Source organism: Rhodococcus sp. 27YEA6 (assembly GCF_044908235.1).
Lineage (GTDB): Bacteria > Actinomycetota > Actinomycetes > Mycobacteriales > Mycobacteriaceae > Rhodococcus_F > Rhodococcus_F qingshengii.
Genome location: NZ_JBIYCY010000039.1, coordinates 1 through 13,566 on the forward strand (window position 1 = coordinate 1; position 13,566 = coordinate 13,566).

Sequence of the window (13,566 nt, forward strand, 5' to 3'; positions counted from 1 at the left end):
GATGGCATGACGCCAAACCGCTACTGGGAAAACTGGACTCAAGAAAACCAACTAGCTATCGCATAGGTGCTGGACTGCTAACGGGGGCCCAACCAGCCCTCCGCCCTGACGGAATGTTCCTCCAGCCCTCACCCTCCAGTGAGGATCCTTTTCGGGATTCTGTGGGGGTTCGTTCGGTTGTTGGTGGGAACGACGGTCGAACCTAGTTGAATGAGGCACGGACGTTAGTTACGCGGTGCCGGCGATAAGCGGCGGGCGGTCGTCCTCCGCGTGTTGAATGCGGTCGGTGATAATTGTAGTGAACGTTCCAGATTTCCACGGCGGTGCGTCGTTGCTCCTCGCTGGTGTACTCACGGGAGTACAACAGTTCTTCGGCGAGGATGCGGTTGTAGCGTTCGACCTTCCCGTTGTGTTTCGGCGTGTACGGCTTGATGCGGTAGTGCCGAGCCTCGCGGAGTGAAGACGTGAAATATGCTGCCCGATAGCATGATCCGTTGTCGGTGATCACGCGTTCGATACGGGTGATGCCGTGTGCAGCGAAGAAGAGTCGGGCGTTGTGCATGAAATCGATGGCTGTTGCAGCGGTTTCGTTGTCGCGTGCCTCGGTGTACGCCAAACGGGTGTTGCCGTCGATCGCGGAGTGCAGGTAGGTGTAACCGATCCGAGGTTGCTTCGCTCGGGTTTTCCGCCGTTGGGATCGTTTCGCCTGGTCGGACCCGCGGCCGTGGGCACGCCAACCGCCGCCGTCCGGGATTCTTCCGACTTTCTTCACATCGACATGGACCATCTGACCAGGTCGTTTCGCAACGATGACCTGCGGTTTTCGGGTGGTTTCGCCGTTCGGATCGATGAACCGGCGACGATTCAGACCGAGGTCCCGCAAGATTCTCGTGACCTCTCGACGAGCAATGGTGATGCCGTCGGTGCGCAGCTCGAATGTGATCCGTGAGGCCGACCATTTCCGGGTCCGTCGCATCGCTTCGATCTCGGTGACGACCTCTGCCGCTGTGGCGGTCGGGTGGTGCTTCGGTGCGCTGGATCGGTCTTGTAATCCCGGGTCACCGTACTTGCGGTACCGGTTGACCCATGTGGAGGCGCATTGGCGGGAGATACCCATTTCGGCGGCTACGTGGGCGATCGGACGGCTCTAGCACCGCTCGATCAGGCGTCGTCTTCCCTCGACAGTCAAGGGGGCATTACGGTGTGTCACAGGGCTGGTCCTTCTTGGTCGAGAACGGTTGTGTCGCAACTCCCATTCTTACGCCGAGGACCAGCCCGTCTACTTCAGTCCCGCGTCATCAACGTCCATACCCACAACAACTAGTCGCGGACTTTGATTAGTGGGCCGGTGAGATGATCCGGTCCGCCAGGGCTGAAAGCCGCGACGTACCAGATGTCTGAGAAAGCCATACTGCGAAGGTCATCGTCGTCTTCGGACATCGCGTGCTTCTCACTCAGTGTGCCAATGACCAGCTCAGCGTCTAGATCTCGCAGCCTCCCGTCGAGCCAATCGGGATCTACGAGCAAAACATCCTGTCCATTCTCTCCATCCTCAATTCGGATCGCTTTGGCAATGACCGCGTCGTTGGCACGCCACTCGGCTGTGTGTCCGACCCACCGGGCGTTTCCGAGGAGTTCGCTCGTGGGGGTGTAGAAGTCGACCGATGTATCTAGCGAACAATCGAGGACGTTTCCCTCCCACAGGTATTGCTCAACCGCTGGTCGCACTTCGAGCCCTCGATCACGAAGCAGAGAAGGAATGTCGTGCTCGTCATCTACATGCGATTCGGTGAATACGATCGGCGCCCATTGCTGTTCCCCGAGGTACTGGGTATGCGTTCGCTTGGTGTCAGGCATCCACCGCCCGCTCAGTCCGCGCTCGACGATGAGATCGTGCAACCTCTGCCCCTGTCCCGGGGGCACTAACCAAGAAAACTGCAAAAAGAAAACATCGAGTTCGCGCTTCGAAATACCTTTGCGCTGTGAGTTTTCACGGTCCCACGTGGAATAGCGGTGGATCGCAATCCAACGGCGACCTGCGACGTCGGTGGGCTCGAATACCGACGTTGTGAGCGGGAGGTCGTCAACCTTCGCCACCCATTCCTTGGCAGGGACCAAGGGGTCGAGCGTTGGCGAGGTGAGGCCGGCCCAGACGTGTCCTTCCCGGTACTCGACCTTACATACGTTCGACTCTCCGATCCGGACGCTCGGGGGCAGGCTTGGGTCGAAGTCTCGTCCGTACCACGGCCACGGTCCCTTGTAGACCATCGGATCCGGGTTCCACGTTTCGTACGCGGGATGAAAATTGTCGGCGAGTCGAGCTAGCAACTCATGATGTGCGATCCACTGATACTTCTTCCCGAAACGCTCGGCCTTGTGTCCGTCCCTACCTTTGCGTAGGTCATGGTTACGCTCGAACTCGTCGAAGCGAGCCGAGGTCCAGCCAAGTTCGATGGCCCGGTTCGCGATCCATCTGCCAGCCCAGTCCGCGTCCACTTGACCGTTTGGGTCGTTGTACTTTTCCGTCGGGGGTTGCCCAGATAGGGGGTACCGGCTGAAGAATTCGACGTCAGATTTGACGACATATTTGTTGAAGTCGCCGTACCAATCTAGGCACGAGAGAAGGATCGACCCGGCACGCCAGTCGACGATATGACCGTCGTTGTCCTTTACGTGGCCGTATTGTTCCTCGAGTTCTTCCGCCGTCGGCGGCTCGGAGGGCGCAGCTGCCCCGTAGGTTGGTGAGAAGCTCTCCAAGAGTGCAAGATTCGCCACTCCACGTCCGTGGGCCCAGGCCACAACGCCGCGAGCGGAATCCCGCGCTAGGGCGTGGATCGGAAGGCCTGTGTCGTGCCATTTCTGGAGGGCGTGCACGACATGCGTGGTCGCGGGGAGGTCGTCGTCACCGCCGACCATCACCGCGCCGTAGACGCAGGTCAGCACCCGTTCCTGTACGTAGGGATCATCAGTCTCTTGAGCAGCCGCAAGGAGGGGCTCTGCTGCTGCGAGATGTCGAGCAAGCAGCGCCACGAGGCACTTGCTCGCTCGGTCGCGCAGGAACCGATTGGGCGAGGTCAGTAGCCACATCAGTGCGAGGGTGACGAGGCGAACTTGCTCGATCGGCGCAGTTGGAGCGCCGTCATCGGCCCAGGCAGCGAGTCGCGTGAACGCCGGTGAGTAGTCATCTAGCTGAAATGCGTCAATTGACCACGTGGCGTCCCGATCGGCCATCACTTGGGCCGATAGACGTGAGTGCAACCAGTCACTGTTGGCTGGGTGTGCGATCCGGGGTGCCAGTGACAGTACAGTATCGACCCACCCTTGATCGTCGAAGTCTAATTCGCCGTCCAACAGGGCGAGGGCACGCGCGCTGAAGGATGAGGCGGTCCTCTCGATCAGACTCTCGCGGGTGGACTCGCGCATCCGGTAGTCGGTGGCGTGGTCCGGTAAGAGATCGATGAGTTCGACGTTGTGTTTCTCGGGCAGGAGCACGCTCATGACACGCCAGAGCCATTGGTTGTCGCGAAGTTCTTTCGCGACAACCGGGTGCAGCGTGGTTTTCGGGCGACGAAGGATTCGCACAAAGGTCCGTGGGATCCGCGAGGGACGTCTGTTCGCGGCGAGCTCCAGGAAACGGTCAGCGAGTAGATGCTCGGAGTAAGCCTGGAACGGGAAGGACACCGATTCGACCCCGTCGTAATCCGGTCGCACCTCGACCAGCCCCTCACTGACGAGCCTGCCGAATAAAGTGTCGGGCCAGAGGCGTCCTGGCAGTAACGCATCGAGAGCCGGCTCGACGGTCGAGCGCGCCACTGCTTGTCCGCGGTAGGCGAGCAGGTGGTCGGCCATCTTGCTGAGCGCTTCAGCGACCACTGTGGAGGTCGGCGGTAGCTGCAAGTGGTCGCGAACTCGGCCGGACTGCAGTTCGGCGAAACGTGCGAACAGAGTGCTTCTGCTCGGCGGATCATTGGTATCTCCCACTCCGCCGGCGATGACGGCGCAGTACATCCGCAGAAAGAGGGGGCTCGTGAAGTCTGAGTCCAACGAAGCGTGCGTTGGGACAGGGATCTTGTACAACGAACAGTACGAGGCCAATGCCTCCCTTTCATGCCCTGCAAGACCTGGGTGATTGATTCGCAGCAGCTCGGATGGAGGACCAATGACGTCGCGATAATCCGTGCGATAGGAGACTATTAGCGCGAGATGGCGGTAGTTGCGTACCTGGGTGACGAGCGCTGGCAACTCATTTCGCCACATGCGTGGGTCCTGCGCCTCGTTGAGAGCGTCAATCAGAATGACAGCCCGACCACCGTTGGCTTCAGCGAGTGAATCGAGCGCTTGCAGAAAGTCATCGCTCGTCCCCTGCAGGCCTCCGAGGGCACCGGAGAACGCCGGCCACCAGTTGTCGTTCTTGACGCGCTGCCCCATGACTACTATCGCGGGAGCCCCACAATCCAGCATGAGCTTGGTTCCGTGTATCAACGTGTGAGTCTTACCTTGCCCGGCGGGGCCCTCAATTGCGACCGCCCGGGCTCGGTAGAGCTTCGGCAACGGGCCGCTGGCGAATCTCCTCAAGGCATCCGCAGCTGTCAGCGCGCGATCGAGATCTCGCTGGTTATAGGACGGCAGTCCTATCGAGCAGTCGCGGGCTATCGCGACGAGTTTCTCAGCACATTCGGAGATCGATTCGAAGTCGATCTCAAAGATCGAGAGATCATCCCCTTCACGGTTCGTGGATTCAAGGGAACGTTCACGGACGAGCTGCAACGCCGCCAACTGATCCGCGACGTCCCGCCACTTTTCATCCCAGATCCCCCGATCCTGTCGGCAGGCCAGCTCGGTCTGCGTGATCAGATCGTTGACGCGATCGCGGAACGGTTCGCCGGCGCATACCGCATCAAGGGCAGATTGCACTCTGGATGCGGTATCAGCCTCCGGCGTGTAGCGGTCACCCGCTACGCTGCGAGCTTCCGTCCAGCGCTGCGCCAACCAGTTCGCGGTGAGTTCGACCTCGCCGAACCAATAGGCGCGGCGGCCGGCGTGGTTCGGGCGCAACAGTGCATCAACGGTGTCGCCGGCGCGAGTGACCCCGAAGGTGAGTCGAGCAGCACCATCGACATTGTTCTTCCAACGTTCGACCGCGTCGTCCCAGCGATCTTGATCAGACTTGGACTTCGGTGACGCCGCATCGGTGAAGTCGTACGGAACGATGAAGGTCAGATGGGTCATATTCGGACGCTTCGCGGCGACCGTCTTCACCGACTCCAGCATCCCCCCAAGGGCGTCCTCGAGGCTTTCGTTGAACTTTGCCTGGAACCCCTCTTGATGGCCGTCCGCGTAGAGTTCGTACCATTCCACGCCACCGTCGGGGGCTCGGGTCTTGCGGGTCTCGACGTGGCCGTCACCTGGGGCGGGCCTCAGCTGATAGGCGAGTTCCTCCCATGCACGCGCTTGGCTACCTTCATGTGCGCGGATGTCGCGCAGACGAATACCGGTCATTGAACCCACGGATGGCAGCCTAGTGCGGTTTCCGGTGATGTAGGTCGTGTGACGAGTCGCCGCGCCGTCCCGTCAAGTGACCTCGACGTCCGACTCTCCGGCCGCGCTGATTCTTCGTGTCATTCAAACGCATTACACCGACCGCACCGCGTGCTCCGAACCGCCGATTGAGAAGCTCAGCTTGCTATCGTCGGGAATCTTGTGAGAAGGGGGATTATAAGCGAATGAGTGATCTCGGAGGCGCTCACGCCGGCTATGTCTATCAGGATCTGGTGACGGCGATATGCGCCGTTGATGTCTTGCTTGGCACCGTCACGTCGGTTCTGGTGGACACGAAGCTGGCCGACGGTGATGTCTTCGATGACCTGACCGCGACCTATGCCGACGGTCGCCGAACGCGTCGGCAGATCAAGCACCAACAAAGCCCGAAGGTCCTTGAGGTCGATACATTCGTTCGCGACGACAGAGATCTCAGGCTGGACAAACTCGTCAAGACCGCGAATGCCGAACGCGCAACGCACCCGCAGATCGCGGACAAGACCACGTTTCGCATCTATCTCCGCGATCTCTCCAGCGACGACGCGATCCTGAAGCAAGTGCTTGCTGCTGCTGCCCCCGACCCGGGGCCGCTGTTCGAAGGCACCGACACCGAACGCTTCACCCTCGACGCGAAGAAGATCTGGGCTGGTGTTCACCGACCACGATCGGGACGCCGCAAAGCTGGCGATGCCTTCGAATTTCTGCGCCAGGGGGACCTTGCGGTAGATCGTGCCGATCTTGAGTGGATCTGTGAGCGACTGACGATCGAGACGTGCGCGCCCGCGATGAGCAGCGACCTACGCGCGCCCGGACCGATGGAGGAGGTGCTGCTGCGCCGAATCCGACGAGAACTTGGTGCCGGCGACTACCCGAACGGTCATCGCTCCCCGGTCGATGTCGCCGTCGCCCTCATCCACGCCGCCTCCAAAGCTCGCAGCACACACGAGCCGCTCGAACGACGCGAACTCCTTCGTGTGACCGCTCTCCGGACAGACTTCGGCTCCGTGGCACGGCGAACGCCGGTCGACAGTAGCGCGCTCGTTCCGCGCACGGACATGGCAACTGCCTTCGCGGACGAGGTCGCCGTCGCTGCCCAGTCCGGCGGATTCGTGGTGATGGAAGGCCCCCCGGGACAGGGAAAATCATGGTTGAGTCACGAACTGCTGAGCGCACTCGATGAACGCAATTGGACGGTCGCCGAGCACTACTGCTACCTCAACGACACCGACGTCGAGCGCGGCGATCGAGTGCTTTCGGAACGAATCTTCGGAAGCCTTCTCGACCGGCTAGCCACAGCTCACCCAGACTGCGTTCGCAGCCAACGTCCACTACTTAGTGCAGACGAAGACGCGCTGATGGCGGCTGTCGCCAGCATCGTGGAATCAACTGGCAAGCCCGTCGCGCTTGTCGTCGACGGCATCGACCACGTCACTCGGGTCCTAGGAAATAGACCTGGCCAGATCGATCCTACTGAAGCCATCGCGACGGAACTGGCGAATCTCGCGCCTCCACCAGGTTGCGTCGTCGTAGTCCTCAGCCAGCCGGGCACCCACCTGCGTCCGCTACTAGGTGCCGACGCGATCACGCTGGCGGCGCCTGCGATGGATCGGACTGAGACCGCGGCGCTCGCCAAGCGTATCGGGTCTATGGGTTCGGCGACGCCATCTGGGCTGGTACCTGCTGCCGCGTCCTCCCACGAGGTCGATGAATGGGACGAGTTCGCCGATGCGCTGTACGCCCGATCCCAGGGAAATCCTCTCTATGCCACCTACTTGTGCCGGGAAGCGCAGCGGCCGGATTCGGGCAGCATTTCCGCAGCCGACCGCATCCGGAAGATACCCGCGTATACAGGCTCGATCGAGGATTACTACGCCCATATCGCTTCAATCCTCGACGTAGGTGGCCAGGCCGCCGCCGATGTGATGGCGCTAATCGAATTTCCGCTCACTGCTGATGAACTGAAGAAGATCGCGCCCGAACAGCAACACAGAATCGACGCGGCGTTGACCGTTCTGGGCCCCGTCCTCCGTGAATGTCCAGGCGACGGACTGAGGATCTACCACGAGTCCTTCGCTCGGTTCCTGCGACGGCATATGGACGAGTATCCCGAGACGCGACAGTTCCGCCTCCAATCCGTTGCTACCTGGCTCCTGACACAGGGCCTGTTCACTGATGCCCGAGCCTTCAACTCTTTGCTGCCGATACTGCGCGATATCGGACGCCACGAAGGTGTCATCGCACTGGTTGACCGTGAATTCGCCGTACACGCAGTAGCGGGCGGCTTTTCGGCCGCAGCCATTCGCACCAACCTGGCGACAGCCGTGCACAGTGCAGGACAGACCGGAGACTGGCCGGCAATTGCCCGTTTCGTCGAACTGGTCCGAGCCGTCGAAGCATACGAGCAGGAGCGGTTCACGCCCATTCTCGCTCGGTACCTCGATGTGCAAGTGGCACTCCTAGGACCGGATGCCACAGCTGAGCGATTGCTCTACGACGGTCGCACCGTCGTGGGCGCGGACGATGGCATCATCATGTGCGCAGGACTCGACCAATTAGGGGTTATCCCACCGTGGGACGAGTACCTCGAACTTTGGCACGGAGAGCACTTCGACGACTCCGAATACCCAGCCCGGATCGAGCCCGAAGTAGAACTTGCTGTACTTCGCGGGCGCCTGCGCCTCGCCCGTGCCAGCTCCGGCGACCAACAACCACCCGTGGCGACCACGACCGATGAGGGCGAACCTCCCTCCATCGATGCGGGACCGAACGACACCGATGCTCCGGAGAACGGCAGCACCCCAGACCCGGGGCCGGGTCCGGCACTTCAGCCAGCGGCTGAGGAGGGACGGACCGAGCTCGATGAACTCATTGATTTCGCGATCCAGTGGGCCGGGGACAATCCAGACCTGTCCTCAACCCGCGACCTCGTCGACGTACTGCGTACGACACTAGAGGAGACGATGGTGGTGAGCCTGGAGCCGAGAATGGCGAACCGCGGAACGTATTGCCTTGCGATCGCCGAAGAAATCCGCGCCGGTGCGATGTCGACAGCAAACGGCGGCGCCCTCGAATGGGCCATGAAGGCACACCACTTCGGCGCCGCACCGGGCGAGATGCACCGACTCAAGACTCTCGGGGTGCCCCTCTCTGCCGATCCGGTGTCCAATTCAACGCGCGCATTGTTGCTCGACACCACCAGCGGCGTCCAGAGCGATGAGCACCAGTTGGGCCGCTGGGTTGACCTGCTCGTCGCGGTGGCCCACGACCCGCTGAGCTTGGATGCTGCTGAAGCCGCCATTACTGGTGACGGCTGGTACAGAGGTTGGCTGAAATTTCAGATCGGTCTCGTCCGTGCCGAAGCAGGCGTTCCGCAGGAGCAGAGCGCACTCGCTTACACAGCGATGGGACATCTGAAGGATGACCTTCGCCCATATGCCGGATCACCGCGCGCCGTTGACTTGTATTGGGCCCGCCATATCATTGCCTCGAGCATCGAACATGCCGTTTCGCTACTCGACGAAGACCACTGGCGCCCCGGCATAGATCTGCTGTTCGAGGTCAGTCTCGCGGTCAACAGAAGCTTGCAAGGCGAGATGGGATCACTCCTACCGCCGGACAAATTGCTTCTGCTCGCCATCGATTCCGCGCCCCACGCCGAACTCGACTATGCGCGTGCACTAATCGACCGAGAGCTCAATGAACGCTCTACCGGGCGTTACTACTCTGACATCGCCGAGTACAAACTGATGGCCGCACGCCTCGAACTACGGCGAGAAACACTCACGGACGGCGGCACGCAAGAGCACACCCGAACTGATTCAGATGGAGAAACGGACGCATCGTGCACCGCTGATGTCGAATCCTCACCGCCTGTCGGACAGCATATCCGCGCCCTGTGGACCGAGGCATGCACCTTGTTCCTTGGCTACGGATTCCACAAAGACATAACGATTTTCGAGATTCTCGAACCTGTTACCACGATTACCAACTGCGACAGGTCTCAGGCACGAACCCGTCTCGAGTGGCTCCTACCACTCTGCTACCGGGTATGGCGTCACTCGGACACGAGAGAAACCGCTCACGCGCCGACTCTTTGGTGGGCGGAGCTCGCAGAGGCCGACCCGCGCGCCCACGCGGAAATGCTCGCAGTACGTCTACTCGAGGACTGCGACAATCCATCCGCATTTCAGGAGATGCGGCAGAATCTCTGGGATGCGCATTCCGACAGGGTCGATCCACGTCTTGCAGCTGCCCTCGCACTCACCCTGAGTGCAGCTCCCCGTAAGCCTCAGTACCTCGAGATGGTTGCGTCGTTGGCCGACCTGCCCGACGAGACCGCGCAGGTGTTGCTTCGACAATCCCTGACTAGAGGCGATGAGATCTGCCCATGGTGGTCGGCGGAGCCTGACCCGCAGTTGGCGGCGCACGTCGAATCGCTCAATGCCATTGCATCGGCTGCTGGCCTCCGACCCATCACGACTGGCACCGCGACGGCGCATTCGTCGGATCCGGTGGCAATCGCAACAGCGGATGCCAAGGCAGTGGTTGGTACGCATCCACCATCTGCCGACGCCGATGACCCAGAGAAACACGAGATATCGACGCTTGTCGCGACCGCACCGGATGGGCCGCAGGGTCTCGCGCACCTGGTGCGGGGTTGGCGCAAGCACGAACAAGAATCCAACGGGCAGTCCCCCACCCGCTTCGACGCCGTCGCGAAGGCGATAGTCGAGCGCCTGAAACAACTCGTCGACGCTGGCAGACCCGAAGAAGTCCTCCCTCCCCTGCGCAGTCTTGCCAACCTGGACGACATACGAGGCTCACACAAGTTGCTATCCAGCATCGGTGCAGTGCTGGCGACAGCAGGCGAAGACGGCTACCGCCGACCGGCCGCCCAGGCATATGCGCTCGCCTGGACGCAGGCACGGAGCAGGGGTGGGTTTTCGCGATTCGGCGGGCGGGATGCGATGGAACTTTTACATGAAGCCAACCGCCTGGACGCCGCGGCGACCCGGGAGATCCTGGTGGAGGCGATCAGCTCGGCGGTCGCGTCGGCACGGTTCGGCACGATCGGAATCACTCAGAACCTGATCTACGCCCTCTTCGACGGCGCACTTCCCACCGGTTCGGAGGAGCCCCAGGTCACTGCCGTGAGCGTGTGGGATGAGGCGTTCACGATCATCGACGCGCGAGCACCAGCTGTCGGCGATGACGGGACCGCCGTACGGTATACGGCGCCGGATCCCGCCCGCCCGGAGTTCACGGACTCGGAGCTTTCCGACGCGTTCGTGCTCGCGACGTTCGCAGGTCTGGCACAACCTGGCCGGGAGGACAAGCGTAGGACCCTAACGGCGATCAGGCAGGTCGCAGCAGTCGCGCCCGAGTCAGTTCGGCGTGCGCTTCCGTCAGTTCTCAAGGCACTGAACAATGTTGCGACCTTGACGTGGCTTCTCACCGAACTCGTCGATTTGCATCGAACCGCCCCATTCCTGCTCGATGGGGCAGCGGCAGAACTTCATGAATTGATGCGAAGCCCCTACCTAGGCATCCGTTCTCACGCGCGCCGACTCTCTTCTACTTCAGCGGGAACAGTGCTAGACGCTGGCCCATCCGACCCCGCCTGTTTCCCCGTACCAGCTTTTGGGGTGACTCGACGCATGCGCAAGGCAGCCTCGATAGTCGTCGAAATAGCAGACGACCGCGTGTCACGTATGGACGACACCATAGACGGTTACGCAGATGCTGTGCTCGAGACCGTCGCACAGCAGGCAGAAGGTAAGGAATTTCGAGACCAGGTCGGACGGATTCTCCGATCCCTAGGTGGTGCAACGGAGAGATGGCCGGATGCAGTCCTCCCTAACGTTCATATCACCGAGGCCGCCATGCAGCAGGTCGCAGGTGCCGCCCGGGCCGAACTCGCCACCCGCGGTGTCACAAGGGCAGACCCGATCGAGTGGGAGGACGAAGTCGCGACGCGAATCGCCCATAGTCAGCTTCCCCTACTGACAGAGGCGACCCGGGTGCCGCGCCCGAACATGGATCGACCCGCCGGCCCTGGCGACGCGGTGTGGGAACGCATCACCACCGCAACCGCAACGATCAGGGAAGATTCATCATCCGGCGCCCACTCCTCGGTGAAACAAGGGGCCGCTTCCAACTCGAGAACGTCCTCATCGAGTAGTGAGCAATCCACCGAAGCCCCCGACGAACCGACACAAGCTCCTCAGGACGAGATCCACGGAACGTACGTAGGGGACGATCTCATCGTCGCGTGCCTCAGCGACGACACGAAGATTCGCGACTGTGGTGACGGAGCGCCGTACGCCGACTGGGTCACCCTCGCAACGGAAGAGAAGCGACGTTCACGCTCAGACCGCATGGGGTCGTCGGAACCGGACATGATGAGCATTCTCATTTCCGGCGCCGAACTCTATCCGGCTATCGAACTCGCAGCGCACCTGAACCCACCGCTCGGCAGGGTATCGGTGAGCCAATGGTTTGAACCCCGCAAGCGGGTGATCATCAACGAGAACGACCCAATTTCACTCGCGTGTCGCGCAGAGATCGGCAGCGGCTATGTGGACGATATTGCGGGTCTGGGTCTACCAGATCGCTTGCTGGCGCCATCACCCGAATTGGTTCAGCTCCTCGATCTGCGAGCGACTGGCAAATTGGTCCTCGACGACAAGTACGGGCCAGCGATCGCGCTGATCACGTGGCGGTCCGACTATTCCCACAGCGACTACCACATGTCGTACCCGCGGCTGATCGGGACGGCACTACTGATTCGTCCTGACCTCGTCACTTCACTGGAAAAGCGATTCGGCGCCCGATTGCAAATGCGACGACACCTTGGTGGATCCGGCGCGCTCCGCCAGACAAACGACACCTCGATCGTCTTAGCGTCGAAGTAGTTCACATGAATGACACACATTCCCATACGGTCCGCGCGAGCGATCCCCTGGCTGGTGTAGACCTGTCTGAGTATGTCAATCCCACTCAGGTCCAGGATGGCGGCTTGACGCAGACCCACCTTGTGCGTGGATCAGGCTGATTGTTGGGCTCGGGTGTGTGCGAGTCGGTAAGAATCGGTGCCGGTTTCGATGATGTTGCCGCCGAAGGTGAGCCGGTCGACGATGGCGGCGCAAAGCCGGGGGTCGGTGAATGTTTTCGTCCAGCCGGAGAACGATTCGTTGGAGGCTATGGCGACGGAGTTCTTTTCTTCCCGTTCGGTCAACACCTGAAAGAGCAGCTCTGCGCCTCGTTTGTCGAGTTCCATGTAGCCCAGTTCGTCGATGCAGAGCAGATCCACTCGGCCGTAGCGGGCGATCGTGCGCGCGAGTTATTTCTCGTCGGCGGCTTCGACGAGTTCGTTCACCAGCCGGGTCGCGAGGACGTATTTGACGCGGAAACCGTGTTCGGCGGCTGCGGCGCCGAGCCCGATGAGCAGATGTGATTTCCCGGTTCCGGAGTCTCCGATCAAGCACAGGGGTTGCCCTTTGCGGATCCAGTCGCCGGTGGCGAGGGTTCCGATGGTGGCAGGGTTGATGTAGGGGTTGGCATCGAAATCGAATTCGGCCAGCCACTTTTCGCGAGGGAACCCCGCTCCCTTGATCCGCCGCACCACACTCCTGCGGTTGCGGTCGTCGCATTCGGAAAGCAACAGTTCAGCGAGGAATCCGTAGTAGGAGAGTTGGTCTTTGCGGGCGGCAGTGGCGGCATCGGCGACGACGGCACGGATAGTGGGCAGTCGTAGCCGGCGGCAGGCTTGATCGACTGCGGCGGTGGCGGCTTCCTCAGTCAAACCCCGGCGGCGCAACGTGGCGGAAACTACGGCGGGTGGACGAACCATTCTCGGACCTTCTTTCGGCGCTGTCGGAGGCGTGGGTGCGGTGACTGTTGTGGCCGTGTCCGCGCCTGCGCCGTGGGGTGCGCCGCCGAGTAGGTCGATCACTGCGGGGTGTCTCTTCGTGTTCGTCATCGCTGTCGCCTTTTCGGTGCTCGTTCCTGGTTCTGCAGTGGCGCATG

At 61.3% G+C, this 13,566-nt stretch carries 2 protein-coding genes and 2 pseudogenes; 1 reads left to right on the forward strand and 3 read right to left on the reverse strand.

Translation table 11 applies throughout. The features are described 5' to 3' along the window. Positions 1-202: 202 nt before the first annotated feature. Positions 203-1,210 (reverse strand): annotated as a pseudogene (locus ABH939_RS32505) (IS481 family transposase). Positions 1,211-1,320: 110 nt separating this feature from the next. Continuing rightward, positions 1,321-5,508, reverse strand: a complete 4,188-nt coding sequence (locus ABH939_RS32510; RefSeq protein WP_404650715.1) for a hypothetical protein — start codon at positions 5,506-5,508, stop codon at positions 1,321-1,323. A gap of 107 nt (positions 5,509-5,615) precedes the next feature. Between ABH939_RS32510 and ABH939_RS32515 the strand changes: the two genes are divergently transcribed. Next, positions 5,616-12,452 carry a hypothetical protein gene (locus ABH939_RS32515; RefSeq protein ID WP_404650716.1) on the forward strand — a complete coding sequence of 2,279 codons (6,837 nt, stop codon included), beginning with the start codon at positions 5,616-5,618 and terminating at the stop codon, positions 12,450-12,452. Between the two features lie 131 nt (positions 12,453-12,583). Here ABH939_RS32515 and istB read toward each other — a convergent pair. Continuing rightward, a pseudogene (gene istB, locus ABH939_RS32520) lies at positions 12,584-13,390 on the reverse strand (IS21-like element helper ATPase IstB). Between the last annotated feature and the right edge of the window lie 176 nt (positions 13,391-13,566).